General features: G+C 64.6%; 20 protein-coding genes. 5 read left to right on the top strand and 15 right to left on the bottom strand.

Annotated elements, in window-relative coordinates; translation table 11 throughout:
• Window positions 1-217: 217 nt before the first annotated feature.
• Entirely contained in the window at window positions 218-652 is a 435-nt protein-coding gene (locus tag BUE39_RS03985; RefSeq protein WP_073427354.1) for a VOC family protein, read from the bottom strand.
• Window positions 653-761: 109 nt separating this feature from the next.
• Here BUE39_RS03985 and BUE39_RS03980 point away from each other — a divergent pair, with 109 nt between their 5' ends.
• Window positions 762-1,637, top strand: a complete 876-nt coding sequence (locus BUE39_RS03980; RefSeq protein WP_073427353.1) for a LysR family transcriptional regulator — start codon at window positions 762-764, stop codon at window positions 1,635-1,637.
• A 134-nt stretch (window positions 1,638-1,771) separates the two neighbouring features.
• The gene (locus BUE39_RS03975; protein WP_073427352.1) at window positions 1,772-2,419 is read left to right on the top strand and encodes a LysE family translocator; all 648 of its coding nucleotides are present in this window, start codon (window positions 1,772-1,774) and stop codon (window positions 2,417-2,419) included.
• A gap of 75 nt (window positions 2,420-2,494) precedes the next feature.
• Here BUE39_RS03975 and BUE39_RS03970 read toward each other — a convergent pair whose 3' ends face one another.
• A complete protein-coding gene (locus BUE39_RS03970; RefSeq protein WP_073427351.1) occupies window positions 2,495-4,207 on the bottom strand; it encodes a SulP family inorganic anion transporter in 1,713 nt (570 codons plus the stop codon).
• 476 nt (window positions 4,208-4,683) lie between these two features.
• Between BUE39_RS03970 and BUE39_RS03965 the strand changes: the two genes are divergently transcribed.
• From BUE39_RS03965 to BUE39_RS03955, 3 genes are all read left to right on the top strand, one after another.
• A complete protein-coding gene (locus BUE39_RS03965; RefSeq protein ID WP_073427350.1) occupies window positions 4,684-5,070 on the top strand; it encodes a helix-turn-helix transcriptional regulator in 387 nt (128 codons plus the stop codon).
• Entirely contained in the window at window positions 5,057-6,313 is a 1,257-nt protein-coding gene (locus BUE39_RS03960; protein WP_073427349.1) for a type II toxin-antitoxin system HipA family toxin, read from the top strand. The genes BUE39_RS03965 and BUE39_RS03960 overlap by 14 nt, the downstream gene beginning before the upstream one ends.
• Before the next feature lie 166 nt (window positions 6,314-6,479).
• Entirely contained in the window at window positions 6,480-7,337 is an 858-nt protein-coding gene (locus BUE39_RS03955; protein ID WP_073427348.1) for a PA4780 family RIO1-like protein kinase, read from the top strand.
• A gap of 75 nt (window positions 7,338-7,412) precedes the next feature.
• Here the strand turns inward: BUE39_RS03955 and BUE39_RS03950 are convergent, their stop codons facing one another.
• The 13 genes from BUE39_RS03950 to BUE39_RS03890 all read right to left on the bottom strand — a co-directional run bounded on the left by BUE39_RS03950 (window position 7,413) and on the right by BUE39_RS03890 (window position 23,662).
• Window positions 7,413-8,474, bottom strand: coding sequence for a LacI family DNA-binding transcriptional regulator (locus tag BUE39_RS03950; RefSeq protein ID WP_073427347.1), 1,062 nt, complete (start codon window positions 8,472-8,474; stop codon window positions 7,413-7,415).
• A 60-nt stretch (window positions 8,475-8,534) separates the two neighbouring features.
• A complete protein-coding gene (locus BUE39_RS03945; protein ID WP_176035722.1) occupies window positions 8,535-9,704 on the bottom strand; it encodes an ABC transporter ATP-binding protein in 1,170 nt (389 codons plus the stop codon).
• Window positions 9,705-9,708: 4 nt separating this feature from the next.
• The gene (locus BUE39_RS03940; RefSeq protein WP_073427346.1) at window positions 9,709-10,611 is read right to left on the bottom strand and encodes a carbohydrate ABC transporter permease; all 903 of its coding nucleotides are present in this window, start codon (window positions 10,609-10,611) and stop codon (window positions 9,709-9,711) included.
• Entirely contained in the window at window positions 10,611-11,552 is a 942-nt protein-coding gene (locus tag BUE39_RS03935) for a carbohydrate ABC transporter permease (protein WP_073427474.1), read from the bottom strand. Before BUE39_RS03935 ends, BUE39_RS03940 begins: the two co-directional genes overlap by 1 nt.
• A gap of 9 nt (window positions 11,553-11,561) precedes the next feature.
• On the bottom strand, window positions 11,562-12,800 hold the full coding sequence (locus BUE39_RS03930) for an ABC transporter substrate-binding protein (RefSeq protein WP_073427345.1): 1,239 nt from the start codon (window positions 12,798-12,800) through the stop codon (window positions 11,562-11,564).
• Window positions 12,801-12,874: 74 nt separating this feature from the next.
• Window positions 12,875-14,290, bottom strand: a complete 1,416-nt coding sequence (locus tag BUE39_RS03925; protein WP_073427344.1) for a GH1 family beta-glucosidase — start codon at window positions 14,288-14,290, stop codon at window positions 12,875-12,877.
• A gap of 233 nt (window positions 14,291-14,523) precedes the next feature.
• Window positions 14,524-15,738, bottom strand: a complete 1,215-nt coding sequence (locus BUE39_RS03920) for a DUF2252 domain-containing protein (RefSeq protein ID WP_073427343.1) — start codon at window positions 15,736-15,738, stop codon at window positions 14,524-14,526.
• A 239-nt stretch (window positions 15,739-15,977) separates the two neighbouring features.
• Window positions 15,978-16,943, bottom strand: coding sequence for a transcriptional regulator FtrA (gene ftrA / locus BUE39_RS03915; protein ID WP_073427342.1), 966 nt, complete (start codon window positions 16,941-16,943; stop codon window positions 15,978-15,980).
• A gap of 116 nt (window positions 16,944-17,059) precedes the next feature.
• Window positions 17,060-17,461 carry a rhodanese-like domain-containing protein gene (locus BUE39_RS03910; protein ID WP_073427341.1) on the bottom strand — a complete coding sequence of 134 codons (402 nt, stop codon included), beginning with the start codon at window positions 17,459-17,461 and terminating at the stop codon, window positions 17,060-17,062.
• Between the two features lie 235 nt (window positions 17,462-17,696).
• A complete protein-coding gene (locus BUE39_RS03905) occupies window positions 17,697-18,437 on the bottom strand; it encodes an SDR family NAD(P)-dependent oxidoreductase (protein WP_073427340.1) in 741 nt (246 codons plus the stop codon).
• A 35-nt stretch (window positions 18,438-18,472) separates the two neighbouring features.
• On the bottom strand, window positions 18,473-20,563 hold the full coding sequence (locus BUE39_RS03900; protein WP_073427339.1) for a hypothetical protein: 2,091 nt from the start codon (window positions 20,561-20,563) through the stop codon (window positions 18,473-18,475).
• Window positions 20,564-20,665: 102 nt separating this feature from the next.
• Window positions 20,666-21,835, bottom strand: coding sequence for an amidohydrolase family protein (locus BUE39_RS35105; protein WP_073427338.1), 1,170 nt, complete (start codon window positions 21,833-21,835; stop codon window positions 20,666-20,668).
• Window positions 21,836-21,883: 48 nt separating this feature from the next.
• Window positions 21,884-23,662: a carbamoyltransferase family protein gene (locus BUE39_RS03890; RefSeq protein WP_073427337.1), complete on the bottom strand. Its 1,779-nt coding sequence runs from the start codon at window positions 23,660-23,662 to the stop codon at window positions 21,884-21,886.
• Between the last annotated feature and the right edge of the window lie 21 nt (window positions 23,663-23,683).

Genomic DNA, 23,683 nt, shown 5'->3' with positions numbered 1-23,683 from the left:
CTGGGGGATACCTGGTGAGGGATGGAGGGAGAGATCAGCGCTTATGCTAGATCGGTCGCACCAACGCCTGCATGGCGCCAAAATGGCCGGAATGTCAGCAAGGTAAACGTAAGGCTAGACGTGCAGACGTATGCCGCTTCGAAGCAACAAAAAAACCGGCCGACCATCACGGTCGACCGGCTTTCCATTTCCAGCACGCGGGGCTTCGATCGCCGGCTTACTTCGCAAACAGCGACGACATATCCGCGAACGCCTTGAACTCCAGCGCATTGCCCGAGGGATCGAGGAAGAACATCGTCGCCTGTTCGCCGACTTCGCCCTTGAAGCGCACATGCGGCTCGATGATGAAGTCGATGCCGGCTTGTTGCAGCTTGTCGGCCGCGGCCTGCCATTGCTGCATCGACAGCACCGCGCCGAAGTGACGGACCGGCACCGCATCGCCGTCGACCTTGCTGGTGTGACGGTGGCCGATTTCGTCCGGCGCGAGGTGCGCGACGATCTGGTGGCCGTAGAAGTTGAAGTCGACCCACGCTTCGGAACTGCGCCCTTCGGGGCAGCCCAGCAGTTCGCCGTAAAACGCGCGCGCGGCGGCGAGGCTATGGACAGGAAACGCCAGATGAAACGGCGGCAAAACGGTTTCGGCAACGCTCATGATGTAAAAACTCGCTGACTGGAAATGGGAGCCAGTTTAACCATGACTAAAAATGGTGAAAAACGATATATATTTGACCTGACCACCACCAAAATCGATTGATCGACTGATGCTCAGCGAACTCAAAACCTTTATCGCCGTCAGCCAGTACGGCACGTTTTCCGCCGCGGGCGCGCGCATCGGCCTCACGCAGTCGGCGGTGAGCGCGCAGATGCAGCGGCTCGAAGCGGAACTCGGCTTCGCGCTGTTCGACCGCACCGGCCGCTCCGCGACGCTCAACGATGCCGGCCGCGAAACCCTCGCGCTCGCGGAGGAAATGATGACGCTCTACGCGCGGCTCTCCGAACGCGGCGCGGTCGCGGCGGAAAGCGGCATGCTGCGGGTAGGCGCGATCGCGTCCGCGCAAGTGTCGTTTCTCGCCGACGCCCTCGCCCGCTTTCGCGTCGACCGGCCGGGCTGGCGAATTCGCGTCGTGCCCGGCGTGTCGCTGGGTTTGTTGGGCCAGGTGGATTCCGGCGAACTGGATCTCGCCGTCATCATCAAGCCGCCGTTCGCGCTGCCCTCGGAACTCGAATGGCGCACGCTCGTCACCGAGCCGTTCGTGCTGCTCGCGCCCAAGGCGCTGGCGCGCGGCAAGCGGTCCTGGCGCGAACTGCTCAAAAGCGAGCCGTTCATCCGCTACGACCGCACGTCGTTCGGCGGCCGGCTGGTCGATCGGTTTCTGAGGCGCTCGCGCCTGAACGTGCACGACGTGATCGAACTGGATGAGTTGCAGGGGATCATGCAACTGGTGGCGCGCGGCATCGGCGTGGCGCTGATTCCGAATACGGCGGGGCTCGGCAAATGGCCCGCCAACGTCGCCGCGCTCGAACTCGGCGACGCGACGTTTCACCGTGAAATCGGTCTCGTGCAGCGGCCGCGGCATAGCCGGCAGGCGGTGGCGGAAGCGCTGGCCGATTGCATCGGCGCGGCGGCGGGTCACTGAGCCGCGCGGCGCACGCTCGATTGTGCTGTCGCGATGGCCGTCAACTGTACCTGTGAGCTTCGCATGGCGGCGTGCAGAATCGGCGCATGCGCCTTCATTCGCGCTTTTCGGCCCGCCGCCAAGGATCAAGTCCCATGACCGCCAGCACCTTCCTCACCGCCGACGTCCTGATCGCCTATAGCGCCTACTTCGTCGGCACGGCGAGTCCGGGGCCGAGCAATCTCGCGATCATGTCGCTGGCAATGAGCGCCGGCCGCAAATCCGCGCTGACCTTCGCGCTCGGCGTCGTATCCGGCTCGTTCTTCTGGGCGCTGCTGGCTTCGCTGGGTTTGTCGGCGGTGCTCGCCAGCTACTCGGAATGTCTCGTCGCGATCAAGATTGCCGGCGGGCTTTATCTGCTGTGGCTCGGGTTCAAGTCCGCGCGTTCGGCATTCAGCGCCGGCGCGTTGCCTGCGAATACCGTCCGGCAAGATGAACCGCTCGGGCGTCTGTATCTGCGCGGCCTGCTGTTGCATCTCACCAACCCGAAAGCGATCCTCGTCTGGCTGTCGATCGTTTCGCTGGCCATGGCGCCGGGCGACGGCGCATCGCACGTTTCGCATACCGCGCCTGTGGTGCTCGGCTGCATGTGCATCGGGGTATCGGTGTTCAGCAGTTATGCCGTGCTGTTTTCCACCGCGTCCGCACGGCGCGTCTATGTGGCGATCCGGCGCTGGCTCGACGGGTCGCTCGCGATCATGTTCGGCATTGCCGGCATCAAGTTGCTGACGTCGAAAAACTAGCCGCTATTCGCCAACCGCAAACGCTTGCTTGACGTCTTCCAATAGCGTTGGCGTGCGAGCAAAACCGCCGCGCCGCTACGAAGCATCTTTCACGTGCTTGTGCGGCTCCTCCACGCCCGCCGAGCGCAGCGCCTCATGCAGCGTGCCGAAAATACAGCTCGCGCCGACGATCGGCGTGATGCCATGCCGGTCCATATCCGAGCGCAAATAACGGTTCACGCGCGCGAAAATCACGCCGATGCCGCCGTGTTTCAAGCTCTCGCACAATTCGCCCACCGAGCGCGCCGCTGAATAATCGACATCGGTAATCGCGCTCGCGTCGATCACGAACCAGCGCACGGGGCTCGGCGCATCGGCGATCAGGCGACGGGTATCGTCGACGAAAAAGTGATCGTTCGCGTAGAACAGATCGGCGCCGAAGCGATAGACGATCAACCCCGGCGCGGTCTCGATACCGGGCACGGCGGGCACCGGAATCCACACGCCGTCCTGGCCGGGGGCGAGGATCATGGTGTGCGGCCGGTAGCTGTGCCGCACGTGACGCAGCAGCGATAGCGCCACCGCCACGAGAATGCCGTGCTCGACGCCGATCAGCACCACGGCCGCCGCCGTGAACACGGCGAGCGCGAATTCGCCGGGACTTTCGCGGCGAATCGCAAACAGCGTCTTGAGATCGATCAGGCCGATGGCGATCGTCAACACGATGCTGGCGAGAATGCAGTGCGGCAGATACTGCAAAAAGCGGCTGAAAAACAGCAGCACGAGCACCACCACCGCCGCGAACACGAGTTGCGCGACCTGGCTGCGCGTGCCGGCGCGATCGGCCATCGCGGTCTGCGTGGGACTGCCGTTGACCACGAACGCGCCCGACAACGCCGCCGCCGCGTTGGCCGCGGCGATGCCCAGCAAGTCGGCATTGACATTCACGGGCTCGTGATACCGCTCGGCGAACACGCGGCTCGCAGCGGCGCTTTGCGCGACGATCATCACGAAGCAGGACGCCGCGACCGGGAAGAGATCGAGCATCTGCTGCCATGTGACCGACGGCATCGACAGCCCCGGCAATCCGCCCGCTACCGGACCGAGCACGGCGATGCCGTGGGCGGCGAACCCGTAGACGTCGCTCGCCGCGATGCCCGCGACGACCGCGATCAACGGCACGGGCACGCGTGGCAGAAAGCGCTTGCACGCCAGAATGGACACGACCACCAGCAGCGAAATCGCCAGCGTCGGCCAATGGATTTGCGTCGACTCGCGCACTACCAGCGCGAGCTGATCGACGCTGCGCGCGGCATGCCCCGGCACGCCCGACATATCGCCCAGCATGGCGATGCCGACTTGCACGCCGACGCCGGCGAGAAAGCCGACCAGCACCGTGCGCGACAGGAAATCGGCGAGAAAGCCCAGTTTGAAAATGCGCGCGACGAACAGCAAGGCGGCGGTCAGCAACGCGACCATCGCGGCGAGCGACGCATATTCCGCGCTCGAAGCCGGCGCCATCGTGGAGAGCTGGCTCGCGAAAATGGTGGCGGTGGCCGAATCGGCGGCCACGACGAGATGCCGCGATGCGCCGAAAAACGCAAACGCCACAAGCGGCAGAAAGACGGTGTAAAGACCCGCGACGGCCGGCATGCCGGCGATGCGCGCGTAGCCGAGCACTTGCGGAATATCCATCGACGCAAGCTGCACACCGGCTAGCGCGTCGCGGGCGGCGCCGGCGCGGCTCAACGGAAGCACACCTTTCAACACGCCGACGCGGGCGTTGATATACCCCAGAAAATCTCGCATGCGCGATGCTGCCCCGTACTTAGGTTATCGCGCATCGTGCCGTGACTCGGCACTTAAAGGCAAGGTCCGGGTAGCGTCGGACTTCGCGGGTTCAACGCCTGAACTGCCCCGTCAGCGGATCCACATGCCGCGCGAACCCGAACAGCGCGGCGATACAGATTGGACAGGCGATGATAAACACGGTCAACATCTCACACCCCGTAGCAGTAACGTTTTGTTACCGGCAAGTCTAGGCGATCGGCCAGCAAATTAAAGGGAGGAAAACGCAATGCAGTGTTGCCAGTTATTACGCCAGTAAGGAATCTTGGGGGCGGTACTTGCCGTGGTCCGGCGTCCAATATTCCTGACGAAGAGACGGGTTTTGTCTGAAATATCGGACGTCGTCACTTCTCTCCTTATAGACCCCGACCGCTCTCGTCGACGCTGGATGTCCGATATTTTTGACAAAATATGAGTGTTTGCCTAATATATCGGACATGCCTCGCACCTTTCCGCGCCCCTTTCCGTCAGTCGAAAGGCAAATCCATTCGCTCGGCGAACGGCTCAAGCTCGCACGTCTGCGGCGTGAACTCCCAACGGCACTGTTCGCCGAACGGCTGGGCATCTCACGCGATACGCTGAACCGCCTTGAGAAAGGCGATCCGAATATCGCGCTCGGCACCTATATGAGAGCGCTTCGCGTGTTGGGCCTCGACAAGGACATGGATGCCGTCGCCCGCGACGACGAACTTGGTCGCAAGCTCCAGGATCTCAAGCTGCCGGGTCAGCGAAAGCCGCGCCCCAAAGCGCCCGGCGCCGTCCAGATCAAGGCGGAGCGTCCAGCAACCCCGAAAACTTCCAAGAAGTCCGATGGCCAGCAATAAGCCCCGTGACACGTACCATGTGTTTCTCGACACGGCCGAACTGGGCAACCTTCAACACGTCGGCACGTTGTATCGCCAGGCTGCGCGCAGCGATTTGCCCGTATCGTTTGCTTATACGAAGAACTGGGTAGAGAGCCGCCATGCGTTCATGCTCGATCCGCGTCTCGAGTTGTGGACCGACGAGCAATACCCGCCCGCCAAGTCCGCGGCATTCGGCGTTTTCATGGACTCAGCGCCGGATCGTTGGGGCCGTGTCCTCATGGAGCGCCGCGAGGCTGGCGCAGCCGATCGCGAAAACCGGCCAATGCGTAATCTGCGGGAGATCGATTTCCTGCTTGGCGTGCACGATCTGACACGCGTCGGTGCGCTGCGCTTCCAGGACATGGACGGCAATTTTCTCGACAACAGCGCCAATGCCGCTCCACCCGTCACCGATCTTGCGACCCTGGCCTATGTCAGCCTGCGTATCGAAGAAGCCGGTGTCGAAAAACTGCCGGAATACGATCAATGGCTTGCGATGCTGATCGCCCCTGGCACATCGCTCGGCGGCGCTCGTCCCAAGGCCAACTTCAGCAGTCTCGGCGACGCTCTCTGGATCGCGAAATTCCCCGCGAAAGACGATCGCTACGACATCGGCGCGTGGGAGTACATCGTTCATCGCCTGGCAAGGAAAGCGGGTATCGAGGTGCCTGCATCCGAACTCAAGTATGTCGGCGCACGTTATGGCACCTTCTGCGTCGAACGGTTCGATCGCAGCGCGGGCAGCCGGCGCATGTACGCATCCGCCATGACCTTGCTTGAACGTCGGGACGGGGATTCGGATGCAAGCTATCTGGACATCGCCGAGTATCTTGCGAGCAACGGCGCGCAAAGCCATATCGACGAAGATCTTGCTCAGCTTTTCAAAAGAGTGGCCTTCAATGTCATTGCAGGAAATCGCGACGATCATCCACGCAATCACGGCTTCATCCGCGAAGCGTCGGGCTGGCGGCTGTCGCCAGCGTTCGATATGAATCCAAACCCGGCCAAGCGCGAACATGCACTTACGCTGGACGGCATGAGCGCATTGCCGGATCTCGAAACAGTGATCGAGACCGCCGGGTTTTATCGGCTGGATCACGCGCAAGCGAGCCGCGTGATAGAGGAGGTAAAAGACGCCGTCAGCACGTGGCGGCAAGAAGCCTCCGCCCTCGATCTGTCCCGCCCCGAGATACAGCGGATGGAGAACGTGTTTCAGGTTTGACGGGCTATCGCGGTGACCGGGCGCACAGCGGCGCGCAGCATTAAAGGCAAGCCCAGCAGACTCCCTTATAATCCGGCATGACCCGAACCCCGCTCCTCCCGCCGCCCACGCGCGCCCACCCAGCCGCAATACGCCGCCGCGCCGCCCACCGCTTCACGGTGGCCGCATGAAAACCCCTAAACGCCTGCTGCCGCTCGTCGAAGAGGGCCTGATCGACGAGGTCATTTCGCAATTGATGAGCGGCAAGGAAGCCACCGTCTACGTGGTGCGCAGCGGCGACTCCACGCGCTGCGCGAAGGTCTATAAAGACGCCAAACAGCGCAGTTTCCGCCAGGCCGCGTCCTATCGCGAAGGCCGCAAGGTCAAGAACAGCCGTCAGCAGCGCGCGATGGAAAAAGGCAGCCGCTACGGCCGCGAAGTGCAGGAACAGGCCTGGCAGAACGCCGAAGTGGATGCGCTGTTCCAGCTCGCCAATGCCGGCGTGCGCGTGCCGCAGCCGTTCATCTGCACCGACGGCGTATTGCTGATGGAACTCGTGACCGACGCCGACGGCAACGTCGCGCCGCGTCTGAACGACGTCGACATGACCGAGGAACGCGCGCTCGAATTGCACGCGCTGCTGCTCGATCAGGTGGTGCGCATGCTGTGCGCCGGCGTGATTCACGGCGACCTGTCCGAATACAACATCCTGCTTGCCGCGGACGGCCCGGTAATCATCGACTTGCCGCAAGCCGTGGATGCCGCCGGTAATCTCGAGGCGCCGGCCATGCTGGAGCGCGACGTGAACAACCTCGCCACCTATTTCGGCCGCTTTGCGCCGGCGTTGCTCGACGCCAGCTACGGCAAGGAAATCTGGGCGCTGTTCGAAGCCGGCGCGCTGCATGTCGACGCGAAGCTGACCGGCCGCGTCGAACTGGACACCACGCCGATCGACCTCGAAGCCGTGCTGCAAGAGCTCGAAGATACGCGGCTCGACGAAGAAGCGCGCCTGCGCTACGAACAGTCGCTGCGCAGCGGCACATGAGCCGTTCGCGCGGCGGCATGTAAACGCCGCCTGAATGCCGTATGAACGCGGCATCAACGTCGCGCCGAATCGGGGCTACGACGCGTTATCGCGGCTAGTCACCTTGCCGCAGCCGGAAGAACCCATAACGCCCGGCGCCGGCCCCACCGATTCGCGCATCGTCACGCTCACCGGAAACTCGCGGAATATCTCCCACGTGGTTCGGTAGCATTGATTGACGAGCCAGCGCACCGCGTTCTGGGTCAATTCCGCCGTCGGAATCCGCACCGAGGTGAGTCCCGGCGCGGCGTAGGCCGCCGAGTAATCGTCGTCATAGCCGATCACCGAGACTTCGTCCGGCACCGAAATGCCGACCTGATGAAAGCGCGCGAGCACGCTCACCGCCATCGTGTCGTTCGCGCAGAACAGGCCGGTGAAACGCCGCTTCGAATCGAGCAGCCTGATGGCGGCGGCGTAGCCGCCTTCCGGCGAGAAGTCCGATTCGATCAGCGTGACGTCGTCGCGCGCGATGCCCGCCCGCGCCAGTTCGGCGAAGAAGCCTTCGAGCCGGATCAGGTTGTCCGACGCGGTGAAAGGCCCCGAAATCACCGCGATGTCCCGATGCCCGTGATCGAGCAGCGTGCGCGCCGCCAGTTCGCCGCCGCGCCGGTGGTCGGCGCAGAACGACGCCTCCGGCAATTGATCGAACGCGCGGTTCAGGAACACCATTTTCGGATGCATCCGGTGCAGCATGATCAGGTCCTCGTCGTGCAGATCGTGGCTGATCACCACCACGCCGTCGCAATCGCGGCCAATCAGAAAACGCACCGCCTCGATGGCCTGTTCGCGCGGCGACACATCTCCGCAGCCGGTCGCCACCACCACGTGACGGTGCACCGCGCGCAGTTCGGTATCCGTCTGCTTGAGGATCGTGCCGTAGTAGGAGCCGAAGAACGTCGGCACGAAAATGCCGATCATGCCGAGCGATTGCGCCGCCATCGCGCGGCCGATCGACGACGGACGGAAGTTCAGCGCTTCGATCGCCGCCTGCACGCGCGCGGCGGCGTCGGCCGAGACGGGCCCCTTGCCGGAAATGGCGCGCGAGGCGGTCGACATGCCCACGCCGGCCAGTGCCGCGACATCCTTGAGTGTTGCCACGCGGTTCTCCGTCGAGCGAGGTGGTTTTCGATGTGGCGTTCAGCGCGCCGCGCGCCGGCGCTACAGGCGGGTGCCGTCCGCTTCGTCGAACAGCGAAACATGCGCGCCGTCGAATGAAAACGCCGCGGTGTCGCCGACCGCAACCGGCGTTTTGGTCTGGTCGATCGACGCAATCTGCGCTCCATGATAGTCGAGCCAAATCACGCGGTGGTTGCCCATCGGCTCCACGAGCGAAACTTTTGCGCGCTCGCTCGCGGCCTCGCCCATCCGCACCCGCACGTCCTCGGCGCGCACGCCGAGCACGCACGGCAGCGAATCCGCCGGCGCACTTTTGAACGGATACGCCGACACGTCGAGCCGTAAATGCGCGGTGCGGAAATGCGGCGCGCCGTCGCGCGACTCCAGCGTGCCCTTGAGCAGGTTCATCGCCGGCGATCCCAGGAAGGTCGCGACGAACAGATTGTCGGGCCGCGCGTAGACCTCGGCCGGCGTGCCGAACTGCTGGATCACGCCGCCGCGCATCACCGCCATGCGCGTGGCGAGCGTCATCGCTTCGACCTGATCGTGGGTCACGTAGATCATCGTCGCGCCGAGGCGCTGATGCAGTTGCTTGAGTTCGCGGCGCAGTTCGGTGCGCAGCTTGGCGTCGAGATTCGACAGCGGTTCGTCGAACAGGAATACGTCGGCCTCACGCACGATCGCCCGCCCGATCGCCACGCGCTGCCGCTGCCCGCCCGAGAGCTGCGCGGGTTTGCGCTTGAGCAGCGGCCCGAGTTGCAGCATCTCGGAAGCGCGCGCCACGCGCCGCGCGATTTCCGCTTTCGGCGTGCCGTTGATGCGCAACGCGAACGACAGGTTGCGCTCCACGCTCATGGTCGGATACAACGCGTACGACTGAAACACCAGTGCGATGCGGCGGTCTTTCGGATCGGCCCACGTCATGTCCTCGCCGGCGATCTCGATGCTGCCGTCCGTCACGTCGATCAAGCCGGCAATGCTGTGCAGCAAGGTGGACTTGCCGCAGCCCGACGGTCCGAGCAGCACGACGAACTCGCCCGCGCGCACGTCGAGGTCGAGATTCTCGATCACGGTATTCGCGCCCAACCGGATCGTCAGATTGCGCACCGCCACGTTGGCCGGATGCGTCAGGCCCGCCGCGTCCGCGACCTCAGGGGCGTTCGCCACGCCCGCCGCCTCGGCCACCGCCGTCATATTTGCCAGGTTCGTCATCGTCTTATCCCTTGACCGCGCCGGACGCAATGCCGCGCACGAACCAGCGGCCTGAAATGAAGTAGACCGCGAGCGGCACCATCGAAGTCAGAATCGTCGCCGCCATGTTCACGTTATAGAGCCGCTCGCCGGTCGTCGTGTTGATGATGTTGTTCAGTTGCACGGTCATCGGCAGGTTTTTCGTGCCGGCGAATACGAGGCCCAGAATGAAGTCGTTCCAGATGCCGGTCACCTGCATGATGATCGCGACGACGATGATCGGCGTGGACATGGGCAGCATCAGTTGCACGAAGATGCGCCAGAAACCGCCGCCGTCCACGCGCGCCGCCTTGAACAGCTCCTGCGGAATCGACGCGTAGTAGTTGCGAAACAGCAGCGTCATCACCGGCATGCCGAAGATCGTGTGAATCACGACGATGCCCGGCAGCGAACTGAACAGATGCACGCTCGCCAGCACGCGCACGAGCGGATACACCATCACCTGCACCGGAATGAACGCGCCCATCAGCAGCACGCCGAACAGCAGGCCCGCGCCGCGCGGCCGCCAGAACGACAGCGCATAGCCGTTCACCGCGCCGATCGCGATCGAGAGCACCGTGCTCGGCACGACGATACGCACCGAGTTCCAGAAGCCGACCTGAATGCCGTTGCAATCGAGGCCCGTGCACGCGGATTGCCATGCGGCGCCCCATGCGTCGAGCGTGAAATGCGCGGGGAGAGCCAGAAGATTGCCGAGACGGATCTCGCTCATCGGTTTGACCGACGTGACGAGCATCACGTAAAGCGGCAGCAGAAAGAACAAGGCGGCCGTCAAGAGAAACGCGTAGACGCCGAGACGCGCCGGTGTGAAGGTCGACCGGCGGCGACGCTGCGTGCCGCCCTTCAGCGTGGAGCCGAGCGCGTTCATCACACCTCCTTGCGCAACGCCGCCCGGCTGCGGGCATAGAAGAACGGCGCGAGAATCGCCAGCACCGTCGTCAGCAACACGATCGAGGCCGCGGATGCCAGGCCGATATTGGCGCGGCCGAACAGGTAGTCCATGATGAACTTCGCCGGCACTTCGCTCGCCGTGCCGGGGCCGCCTTGCGTCATCGCGACCACCGCGTCGTAAAGCTTCACGACCATCACGAACAGCAGCACGAAAGCGGTGGAGATCGAAGGGCCGAGCATCGGCACGACGATGCTCGCATAAACGCGCCAACGCGGAATGCCGTCGATGCGCGCGGCTTTCCACAGTTCGTCGTCGATGCCGCGCAAGCCCGCGAGCAACAAGGCCATCACCAGACCCGACGCCTGCCACACGGTGGCGATGACGATCGTATAGATCACCCGATCCTGATCGACGATCCAGTCGAAGCGCGCATGCGCGAAGCCGAGCGTGTGCAACACGGCCTGCGCGCCGAGCTGCGGATTCAGAATCCATTGCCAGACGAGGCCCGTCGCCACGAACGACATCGCATACGGATACAGAAACACCGTGCGCAACGCGCCCTCGCCGACCACCCGCTGATCGATGAAAATCGCCAGCAGCAAACCGATCACCATGCACGCGACGATGAAGCACGCGCCGTAGATCACGATGTTTTGCAGCGACAGCAGCCAGCGGTCGTTGTTGAAGAGCCGCACGTATTGCGTGAAGCCCGCGAAGTCGCCGGATGGAAAGGTGCGCGAATTGCTGAGCGACACGCGCGCGGTCCAGATCATCGTGCCGAGATAGGCGAACACGACGGTCGCCACCATCGGCAGCAACGCAAGCCACGCCGCGATCGGCCAACGCTTTTTCAGCGGTTTCGTGCGCGGCTTGGCCCGATGCTTCGAACCGGCGGTTTGCAGCTTGAGCGCGTGCATCGCGAGCACCTAGCTCTTCAGCGCATTGGCAAACGCTTTTTGTGCATCGTCGACCGACTGGTTCTTGTTCCAGAAGTTCGTGACGACGTCGATCAACGCGCCCTGCATGTCGGGCGACAGCAGCATCTCGGGATTCGGCAACTGACGCGACTTGTCCTTCATGATCGCCATGCCCTCCTTCGCGCAGATGTCGAGACTGCTCGCATCCGCGTCGGGACGAATCGGAATGGAGCCTTTCCTCGCGCTGAATGCGACTTGCGCGGACGGCGAGGTCATGACCGTCGCGAGCAGGTTCTGCGCCTTGATCGCGCTGGCGTTGTCCGTTTTCGGGAACACGAAGACGTCGCCCGCGACCAGATACGGCGAATGCGGACCGAAGCCGGGGAAGCAGCCGAAGTCTTTTCCGGCGCTTTGCTTCGCAGCCGAGAATTCGCCCTTGGCCCAGTCGCCCATGATCTGCACGCCCGCCTTGCCGGAAATCACGAGCGCGGTCGCATCGTTCCAGTTACGCCCCGGCGAGCCTGGATCGACGAAATCATGCAGGCGCTTGAAGGAAGCGAGCACCTTCCTGAACGCATCGGACTTCACCGCGTTCATGTCGTGATCGCGGTACACCTTCAGATAGAGATCGGGACCGCCCACGTCGGCCAGCACCGCGTCGAAGGTGATTTTTTCCTGCCACGGCTGGCCGCCGAAGGCGAGCGGGATCACGCCCGCGGCTTTCAGCTTGCCCAGATTGGCGATGAATTCATCGAAGCTCTTCGGCTCGGCGGTAATGCCGGCCTTCTGGAACACCGGCTTCGAATAGAAGAACCACGCGGGCATGTGAATGTCGACGGGCGCCGCATAGTAATGGCCCTTCACCTTGATGCTGTCGATGATCGACTGCGGGAACACGCCGTTCCAGTTCTCTTTCGCGGCGACGTCGTCGACATTGTTCAGCAGGCCCTGATCGATCAGGTCGTGAAACTGCTTCGACGTGTTGAACTGCGCGGCCGTGGGCGGATCGCCGCCGACGATCCGGTTGATCGCGGTGGAGCGCGCCTGGTCGGCGCCGGCCACCGCGTTGTCGACCCATTGGCCGCCGGCCCTGTTGTACGCATCGGCGAACTGGCGGATCGCGGCGGACTCGCCGCCCGAGGTCCACCAGTGAATCACGTTGGCTTTCAGGGGCTCCGCGTGCGCGGCCACGCCATATAACGCCAGCGCCGCCACTACATTCGCCACGGCCATTTTTCTGCTGTTCATTCCGTCTTCTCCTGGCTCGACGCCCTGTTTCGGGTCGATATGCGGACCGGCTTCATCCGCTTTATAGACGCGTTTTATAGGCCCGCGTTGTTGACGTGCGCTCGCTCCTTCAGGAACCTGGACACCAGCTCGGCGCTACGTTTAACGGTGCGTTTCTGCGTGGCGTAATCGACGTGCACGATACCGAAGCGCCGCTCGTATCCGAACGCCCATTCGAAGTTGTCCATCAGCGACCACAGAAAATAGCCGCGAATGTCCACGCCGGCCTTGATCGCTTCATCGACCGCGGCGAGATGGCGCTTGAGGAACGAGACGCGCTGCGTGTCATCGACGCGGCCGTCGATCACCTTGTCGTCCGAGGCCATGCCGTTTTCGGTGATGTAGATCGGCGGCAGATTCCGATACGTGCGCCTGAAACCGGTCAGCAGATCGCGCAAGCCGTCGGGATACACCTCCCAGCCCATCTGCGTGCGCTCGACGCCTTCGAGCGGCACCTCCTTGAACCCATGCGCGCCGTCGCTCGCGACATTGGTGCGGAAGTAATAGTTGATGCCGAGAAAATCCAGCGGCGCGGCGATGGTCCGCATGTCGCGGTCCAGCACCAGCGGCTCGGTGCCCGGCCACAACTCGAACAGGTCTTGCGGATACGCGCCCTTGAGCAGCGGATCGAGAATCCAGGCGTTGTGCTGCACTTCGAACAGATGCGCGGCGCGCTGATCGGCGGCGCGCTCGCTGTTGGCCGTGCCTCGTCCGATGTTCGCGACAATGCCCTTTTGCGAGGCCGGATCGTTGACGCGCAGCACAGGTATCGCAAGACCGTGCGCAAGCAGCAGATGATGCATCGCCTGGGTCGCGAAGCGCGGGTTCGCGAGACCCGGCGCGTGGTGGCCGTTGCCGTAGCCGAGATAGGCCGAGCACCACGGCTCGTTGAGCGTTGCCCACGCGTCGACCGTGCCGGCGAGTTCGCGGCTCATCAGGTTGGCGTAATCGGCGAAACGGTAGGCGGTATCGCGATTGAGCCAGCCGCCGCGATCTTCCAGATGCTGCGGCAAGTCCCAGTGATACAGCGTGACGAAGGTCTTGATGCCCTTCTCTTTCAAGCGCCCGAGCAGGCGTTTGTAGAAGTCGAGTCCCTTGCGGTTCGGCGCGCCTGCCGCGTCCATCACGCGCGGCCAGGCAATCGAGAGCCGATAAGCTTCGAGGCCCAGGCTCGCCAGCAGGTCGACATCCGCTTCCCAGCGATGATAGTGATCGCAGGCCACGGCGCCGGTATCGCCCGCGAGCACCTTGCCGGGCGTGGCCGAAAACGTGTCCCAGATGGATGGCAAGCGGCCGTCCTCGTTCACCGCGCCCTCGATCTGATACGACGCGGTGGCGGCGCCGAGCAGAAAATTCTTGCGCCATAGCGACGAGTCCGCAGGCGGCGTAAAGGGATCGGCGAGAGATTGAGGGGAGCGTGCGTCGGATACAGCGAATGCGTCGTTATCCACGGATCCTCCTGATAGGAGTGGAAGCGCTTCCACAAGGACCAGCGAACGATAGCAGCGGCGGATTCCACGCAGCAATCAGGGTATGTCTGGAGCGATGCTGGCATGCGCGGCGCCGGGATGCGCCGTGCATTGCGAGAGGCTTCGACGACGCGCGAATGCGCGAGCGGAACGTGATTCGCCGCCCAGTCGAAAGGCCGCGCGCCGCGTCAGGCGAACAGCGTTGCTGATGAAGTTCAGGCCTTTACCGGCAAGTCGAAAACGCCGCGATCGTAGGCTTCGCTATACGTTTTCCAGTCGGCGGCCACCTGCGCCGCGCATTGCGTCGCAAGTTCGATCAGCGGCGCTTGCCAGTCCCGGCGATTGCCGAAGGCGATCAGGTCATCGGCGATCGACGACTTCTGCCGGCCGCCGCTGCGCAGATGCGCCCACGCGCTCAGTTCGGCCATGCTGTTGATCACCGCCTCCAGCCTGGACAACTTGCCGTCCCAGTCGCTCAAGGCAACGCGGTCCTCGGACGGTTGCAGGCTGCGCAACACATACGATCGCTGATTGAAGTCCACCGCGTGCAGGAACGCCTGCGAAACCGCCTGATTGCGCCGCTGAATGTCCACGACGCGTTCCGCCTCGCTCCGCCACTTCGGCTGCGGCGTGCCCACGTGCGGCGCCACCGAGGAAGGCAGCGCCTCCTTCAGATCGATCAGATAGTTGCCGTCCGGCGAGCCCTTGCCCTCGACGAGAATCACGTAGCGATCCACGCCGAGGCTTCCCGTACCCGCGATTCGCCGCGCCACGTCGAGAATGCGATAGAAGTCGGGATTGAGCTCGCTCGCCGCGAACCGGTTCATGAACCCGGTGACGGCGGCGCGCCGCTCGTCGCTCACCGGCAGCGCTTTCTTGCCGTCCACTTTCAGCATGCGGGCTTTGCTTTTGAGCGTGGTGCGCCGGTCCAGATGCGCGATGCGCGTGCGGCTTGCCAGCCCGTCGAACAGATCGCGCACCATGCCGACCGCGGTTTCGGTTTCGATCCAGCGCGCTTTGCCGAAGGCGAGCGCCGCGCCGTAAGCATCCACCGCGGTGTGGCAAAGCGCGAGCGCCTGCGCGCGGCTCAGCTTCAGAGCGCTTACGCCGACCAGCACGCTCGTCAACAGTCGCACCAGTTCGTAAGAACACGGCGCCAGGCAGGCTTCGTCGAAATCGTTGTTGTCGAAATAGATCAGGCGGTTGTCGGCCTTGTAACTGCCGAAATTTTCCAGATGCATGTCGCCGCAAATCCAAACCGGCGGCGCGTCGTCGAGCACCTTGTCGCGCGGCAGGCGTTCGTAAAACAGATGACAGGTGCCACGCAGAAACACGAACGGCGAGCCGCGCATGGCTTTGTATTTCATCGCGAGTCGTTCGGGATCGCGGCCGGCATTGAAGGCGGAGATGATCTGCGCGACATCTGGCATAAGTTGTTTCCCCAAAAAAAGGCGGCGTGTCGGCGCTCAGGAACCGGTCGTCCGATAGTCATCCGATAGTAACGCCCGTTGGCGCTCGCGTTGCAGCCGAAACCGCATAGCCTCACCGGACCATGCGCGAGCGTGTCGAGCGTTTCGGGCGCGTTGAGCCGCGATTCGCGCAGGCGCTTGTCGTCGTGTTTATAAAACGGCGGCGCGCGCCTGCCGCCCGCGTTTGCGCCGATGCGTTTCTACGCCGGCTCCTGCACGCCGAACTTCTTGCGATATGCACCGGGGCTCGTCAGCGCGATGCGCCGGAAATGCCGCCGCAGCGATTCCTCGGAACCGAAGCCGGCGAGTTCGGCCACACGCGACATCGCCAACGGGGCCGGTGCTTCGAGCAGTTCGCGGGCCATCGCCACGCGCTCGCGCAGCAGCCATTCGTACGGCGCCATGCCGGTGGCGTCGCGAAACTGCCGTTGCAATGTACGCGGGCTCATCGCGGCCCGTTCTGCCAGCGAGCGCAGTGTATGCGGCAAGGCGGGATGACTGCGCACCCAGTCCATCAGTTTGGCGAGACGTCCGCTTTCGTCTTGCGGCATCGGCCGCGGCACGAACTGCGCCTGGCCGCCCTCGCGATGCGGCGGCACCACGAGCCGCTGCGCGACCCGGTTCGCCACCGCGCTGCCGTGATCGCGCCGCACCAGATGCAGCAGCATGTCGAGTCCGGCCGCCGATCCCGCCGACGTGATGATTTGCCCTTCGTCGACATAGAGCGCGTCCGGCTGCACACGCAGTTGCGGATAGCGCTGCTGCAATCGTTCAGCGTAGCGCCAGTGTGTCGTGACGGTCTTGCCATCGAGCACGCCCGCGGCCGCCAGCACGAACACGCCGGAGCAGATCGAGCAGAGGCGCGCGCCGCGTCGATACGCGGCGCGAATCTTCTTGAGGAGCGGTTCGGGCGGCACTTCGTCCGCATCGCGCCAGCCCGGAATGACGATCGTGTCGGCGCGATCCAGCAACCTGAGCGTGTACGGCGCGGCGATGGTAATGCCGCCCGCCGCGCGAATCGGGCCAGGTTCGCTCGCGCATGCCGCGAAGCGATACCAGTCGACGCCGAGCTCGGGGCGCTCGAGCGCGAACAGCTCGGTCACGCAGCCGAATTCGAATGTGCAAAGCCGGTCGTAAGCCAGCGCGACGACGAGATGATTGTGCATGGCGCGATGTTACCGGAGATCGGCGATTGCGCCAGTTATCCAGCGCACCGGATGGAGACACCGCTGTTTCCCGCTCACGATAAAAGACCCGAGGTAATAAGCCGCGCGCGACGTGATCAGGTTCCCGTGACAGCAAACCCCTCGTCGAGCCAGCCTGTCATGCCGCCGATCATGATCTTGACCGGGCGGCCGAGCTGGGCGAGCCGGATTGCGGCGCGCGTTGCTCCATTGCAGTGAGGGCCCGCGCAATAGGTGACGAAGAGCGTATCGGGCGGATATCCGGCAAGCTTCGACGCCACGATCTTGCCGTGCGGCAGATTCACTGCGCCTGGCACATGTCCGCGCGAGAAATGCGCGGGACTGCGCACGTCGAGCAGCACGAAATCGACCGAACGCGGGTCGTCGGCCACGAGTGCCGCGTGGACGTCGGCGCAATCGGTTTCGAATGTCAGCGACGCGCTGAAGTGGACGAGCGCCGCGGCGCTATCGGCAAAGGGAATGGATGAGACAGCGGACATGTAAAGCTCCTCGTGCGTGGATCGTTGCAACGCATTGTCCCGTTCCCATGCACGATCGACCAGTGGCGCAATTGACAGGTTCCGGTAACATCGCGCCACGCTGCCATGACCGGTTTTTCGGCAACACGCTCAGAAGCCCTTCTTCCGAATCCGCGCCCGAATGTCGCCCGGTGCAATCTCGAGTTCGCCGCCGTCCTTGCGCAGCCAGGCTCGCGTCTCCCCATGCTCCCGCTGCTCACCACTTCTCCGCGAACGGTCGAATCGTATAGTCGAAGGACCATGCGGACGGATGCTGATGCGCGATATGAAACACCTCGTCCGCAATGGCGTCGGGATGCGCGAAATATTCGTCGCGCGAAAAGGCCCAGTCCGGCGGCGGCTCACCCCATGCGGGCCGCACGCGCCCGTCTTCGCCGAGCCACGCCGCGTCGATTACCGCGTCGATCATCAGGTAACCCACATGCACCCGCTTCGGTCCGAGTTCGCGTGCGAGCGCTTCGGCGAGCACGCGCTGCGCGGCCTTGCTGGGCGCGAACAGCGCGTAGTTCGGCTTGCCGCGCAGCGCCGCCGTATTGCCCGTCACGACGATCGCGCCGCCGCCCGCCAGCACCATGTCCGGCGCGCACGCGCGCGCCAGATGCAGCAGCGCGGTCGTGTTCACGCGAAAGTTGCGCTCGAGCGCTGCCGGGTCGCCGTCGAGAAACGTGGCGAACGTTTCCGAGACCGCATTGTGCACAACGACCGACGGCTTGCCGAGCGTCTCGCGCACCGCCTCGAGCGTGCGCGCCAGCGCGTCGAGATCCGCCACATCGCAGACGAAGGCCGCGCTGTGCGCAATCTCGTGCTCGAGGCGCCGCAGCCGCTCGCCATTGCGCGCCAGCATCGCGATGCGGTAGCCCGCACGGGCAAACCGGCGCGCGATCGACGCGCCGGTTGCCGCTCCCACTCCCGTAATCAGGCATACCGGTTCGCTCATGCCGTCCTCCGTCTGCCGGTTGGGCGTCGCTCGCGTCATGCGGCGAGCGCGACTGTCAAAGCGTGAATCTGGCCGAACTGCGTGCGGATGTCGACCTTCTGCCCGGACTCGAAATCGCCGCGCAGCCGCGCCCGAATGTCCTCGCGCAGCACGTTCGGCCACGCGATGGTCAACTGGTTGACGCCATCGTTCACGATCTCGGCCGGCACCGCCACGCGCAGCGAGAGCCATTCGTCGTTGAGCAACGCGTCGCCCACGCGCCGGCCATTGAGTTCGACCGCGATCGTGCCCGCATCCCGCGCGCCCGGAATGCGCGCGGTCAGTTCTATGGACAGATCGCGCGGCGCATTGCATGAAAACGCATACGCGCTCGTGAGCCCGTAGACGGCGGAGTACGCGCGGCGATACCAGCGGTTGCGGTCGGTGAGTTCGGCCCAATGCGACTCCAGCAGATCGATCCGCGCGACCTCGCCGAGCGAGAGGTCGGGGTCGACCGACTGCGCCGCGAACTCGGGAAACACCGACGCGATCGCGCCCAGCAGCGCCTGCTCCTTGATGATCCCGCGTGCGAGCGGGCTATAACCGACCAGACAGACTTCGGCGATGTCGTTCTTCACGAGCTGGTCGAACGCGGGCAACAGGACGGGCGGCGTCTTGTGCCGGTATGCCTCGTGGACAAGCGCCACGCCGGTGGTCGCGATCGACGGGTCGTATTGCTTCGCGCGTTCGAGGTGATACTTGCAGATCTCGTCGTCCTGGCCCCAGTGCGCGTTGTGAATGCCGGCGAGCAGGTGCGCCCAGGCCTCATGCTGCGGCGCGGGCTTGGAGGCCGCGTCGACGAGATCGTCGAGGTGCGCGTCCTTGCCGAACAGCGCCGGCAGCAGTTTCTGGGCGACCGCCGCCATCGCGACACGCATGCCTTCCGACGTGTGATGGCAGAAGTCGAGATATAGACGGCGGCCCGGAATTTCGTGCTCGTAGCGATCGCCGAATATCTGCGGCAGATCGACGACCGTCGCGCCGAACGACGGCGCGCGGCGCCGTATCGCCTCGGCCACGTTCACGAAGATGCCGGGAACGACGCGCGTATCGTCGATGATGTCCCGGCTTTCGCGCAGCGTGCGGTAAATCTCCTGATTGCGCTTGTGAAGACCGCGCTGCGCGCGCGCCAGCAAGTCGAGGCTCGCCGACGAGGTGCCGCCGTCGAGCCCGCGCGCGATCAGGATGGCCGCCTCGGCGCCCGCGAAATCGCCGTGCGCGAGCTTGTCCGTCGCGTCCTGCCAGGCGGCAACCCAGGCGCGCGTGTCGTCGGGGGACATGAGCGGCACGTCGAGCGCGCCGGCGGGCGTGCTGCTCCAATCCGCCACGTTGATTTCGGGAATCACGAACGTCACCGGCACATTCAGTGGCGCAAGCGAGGACGTCAGTTGTTCGACCACCTGGCCCGCGAAACGCTCGAGGCTTTCGAGCTGCCGGTCCAGCAGCTTCGAGAAACCGAGATTTTCCTCGATCAGTTCGCCGTCGGCGACGAACGATTCAGTCGACGTGTTGGCGAGCGCACCCACGCGCCAGTTGTTGCCGGCAAACACCACGACCGCGTCCGGCTCCAGCAGATGCACCGAAGCCGCGATACGCGAGAGCCACCACGGATCGCAATTGCTCTGCGCGAGATCGACGACCTCGACCGCCTCGGCGCCAGCCGTGATCTGTTCGCGCAGCACCTTGGCCGGGCTGTACACGGGGTCGAAAAAGAAGCCGCGCGCAACCGACTCGCCCAGCAGCACGATGCGTTTTTTCGCACCTTTTCTGCCGATGCGCTCCACGTCCGCGCAAAAGCGCCACAGGTCGATGTGCTTGCGAGCGCGAACGAACTCGCCGGTGCCCTCTTCCTCCTCCCAGATGCTGACCGAGCGCGTGCGACGCGCCTCGCCCGGTTCCTGCCCTCTGAGACTCGCAAAATCTTCCGCGAGCGCCGCGAACGGACCGGACCAGTGATCCTGGCCGTGCGTGTCCGCGCGCTGTGTGCTTTCGCTCAGCAATTGCAGCACCGACAGCGCCGCGTTGTCCTGCTTGAGCAACGCGGCAAACCGGTCGCTCAATTCCTGCCGCGTGGCATGGATTGACATTTGGAGATGCTCCTCAAGTGTGTGAGAACAGGTGAACTCGCCTACGTTTCTTCTACGTCGACAACCCGACGAACCGTCGATAAACCAGCGAAGCGGGCGCGCTCACGCGCATGCCGCGAGAACCGGGGCGCGTACCGGACTTGCGCGCGCCTCGTCATGCATGCGTCGCCCGTCAACCAGCGTGGCTGCCGGCGCGCGGCTCGCGAGCAGCGAGAGAAAAGTCGCGCTGCCGCCGCGTTCGTCCGCGCCGTCGCGCTCGAACAGACACAGGTCCGCGCGCATGCCCGGCGCGAGCGTGCCCACGTCGGGCAGACCGAGCGCGGCGGCGGCATGGCGCGTCAGCGCGTCCGTGTAGTAGTCGGGCTGCCCCGCGCCCGCGTTCGGCGCCAGCCGCCCGTTGGTGCCGTTGGTGCCGTTGGTGCCGTTGGTGCCGTTGGTGCCGTTGGTGCCGTTGGTGCCGTTCGCGCCGTTCGTGCCGTTGATGCCGTTCGCGCCCGCGAACAGCGCGGCGCGGCGCTGCGTGAACAGCGGCGCATGCTGACGCCAGCGGCGGCCCAGGTGCTCGGCGTCCGGCACGCCCAGCGCGACCGCGCAGAGCGTGCGCGCGAACGCCTGCGCCTCGCGTGCGTCGATGCGCGCCGCGCCGAACACCGTGACGTGCGGCTCTTGCGGCAGCAAATACGAAATCAGCGCGCTTTCCGAGCAATAGAAGCGGCTGCGAAATTCGCGTGCTTCGTCGGCATCGGCACAGAGCGCGATGCCGATGCGCGTGCCGATCGCGCGGGCGAATTTCGCCGCCTCCATGAGCTCCGTCGCCGACAGCAGGCTGGCGCTCGCGAGCACCGGCAGCACCTTGACCGGATGAGCGCCGCCGCCGTCGAAGCGGCCGCCCCCCGACGCGCCCGACCATTCGAGCAGGCTGTTGACCTCTTCGAGTTGCCTGCCGTCGAACTTCAATAGCGCGACTGCGCGTGGCCCGCCGGCGCGCGCGGGCGGCACATCACGCAAGCGCGCGCACTGCCAGCCCATCGTCGTCACGAACGGCGGCGGCGCGGCGCCGGCTGCCGCCATGCCGACCACGCCCGGCGTACACAGATAGCGTTCGCCATCGAGCCCCTCGGCGAGCGACGACGCGCCGGCCGGCAAGACCGCCCGGATGCGCGCTCCCGCAATTTCGACGTCGCGGCGTACGAACCGGTGCGTCGTGCTGTCGAAGCACTGCGTTTGCCGAATGGCCCAAGGGCAATCGCCTGGCGGGATCTGAATGGACATGGTGGCCGCTGAAGTGACAGGAACGCGACGCGCGGGCGAGCCGCCCGCTCACAGGAACGTGTAGACGTTGACCGACTCCGGCGCGACGCGCTTTTTCGCGGCGCGCGCGGTGAAGATTTCCTTCAGCTTGTTCCAGGTCTCGAGTTTGAAGCCGCGATCGACGATGTAATCGCCGATCACGAGTGCGTCGATATCCGACACGACAAAGCACCAGACCGCATCCACCGGATCGAGCACGATCGCGTCGCCGCGCATGTTGAACGAGGTGTTCAGCAGGATCGGGCAGCCGGTCAGGCGGTCGAACTCGGCGAGCAGCGCGTGAAAGCGCGGATTGCTCTGTTCGCTGACGGTCTGCACGCGCGCGGAGCCGTCGACATGCGTGATGGCGGGCAGCGAAAGCGGCGAAATGACCTGACACGTTTCGAGCATGAACGGCGACGGATGATCGAGCTCGAAATGTTCGGCGGCCTTGTCTTCGAGCACGGCAGGGGCGAACGGACGGAACGCCTCGCGCATCTTCACGAGCGCGTTGATGCGGTCGCGCATTTCCGGCCGGCGCGGGTCCGCGATGATCGAGCGCGAACCGAGCGCGCGCGGTCCGAACTCCATGCGTCCCTGGAACCAGCCGATCACCTTGCCGTCGGCGAGGCGCTGCGCGGTTTGCGCGATCAGTTCCTCGGGCCGCCCCGTGCAGTCGACGATCGAGGTATCCGGGAAAATCGCGCGGACGGTCTGACGGATCTCGGCATTCGAATAGGCGGGGCCGAGATACACGTGCGGCAGCGCCTTCAACTCGGGACGGCGCCCGGTGAGCCGTGTATGCGCGACGGCCGCGGCGCCGAGCGAGCCGCCCGCGTCGCTCGCGGCCGGTTGCACGAAAAGCCTGGCGAACGGACCTTCGCGCTGAATCCGGCCGTTCGCGACGCAATTGAGCGCGACGCCGCCCGCCATGCACAGATTCTCGACGGGCACCGCGTCGTGCAGATAGCGCGCCTTCTCGAGCAGAATGTCTTCGAGCGTGCGCTGCAGGCTCGCGGCGAGATCCTTGTGGAACACGCCGAGCTCCGACTCCGCCTCGCGCGGCGCGGCGCCGAACAGCTCCGGCAAACGCTCGGAATACATGCGCTCGCCATTGAGGAAATCGAAGTACTCCATGTTGAGCCGGTACTGGCCGCGCTCGTTCACGTCGAGCAGACGCCGCATCTGTTCGACATAGAGCGGCCGGCCGTAGGGCGCGAGGCCCATCACCTTGTATTCGGCGTCGTTCACATCGAAGCCGAGGTAAGCCGTGATCGTGCTGTAGAGCAGGCCCAGCGAGTCCGGGAACGACACCTCCTCGAACAGTTCGATGTGCGCGTCGGCGCCGCGGCCGTAGGTGGTGGTCGCCCATTCGCCGACGCCGTCGACGGTCAGCAGCGCCGCGTCGGCGAAACCGGAGTAGAAGAATGCGCTGGCCGCGTGCGACAGATGGTGATCGACATATTCGATCCGGCCGTTGAAGCCGAGGCTCTGGCGAATGTCGCGTTCGGGACGGGCGGGATCGATCCTGAAGCGGCGCTTCGGGTTCTGCAGCAGATCCAGCACGTTGGTCGCGATCTGGCGCGAGGCCTTCTTGTACGGGTCCTCGTAATAGGCGATGCAATCGACGTCGTCGATCGTCGCGTTCGCTTCTCGCAGGCAATAACGGAACGCGCCCGTGGGAATGCTGCTGTCGTGCTTCACCTTCGAAAAACGCTCTTCCTCGGCGGCGGCGATCAGCTTGCCGTCCTTGATGATGCAGCACGCAGCGTCGTGGTAATGCGCGGACACGCCAACAATTATGCTCATGGAGTCACCAGTTTTGGTTGG

The sequence above is a fragment of the Paraburkholderia terricola genome (assembly GCF_900142195.1).
Lineage (GTDB): Bacteria > Pseudomonadota > Gammaproteobacteria > Burkholderiales > Burkholderiaceae > Paraburkholderia > Paraburkholderia terricola.
Note: the sequence above shows the minus strand (reverse complement) of the source record. Positions and strands in the feature narration are given on the sequence as shown.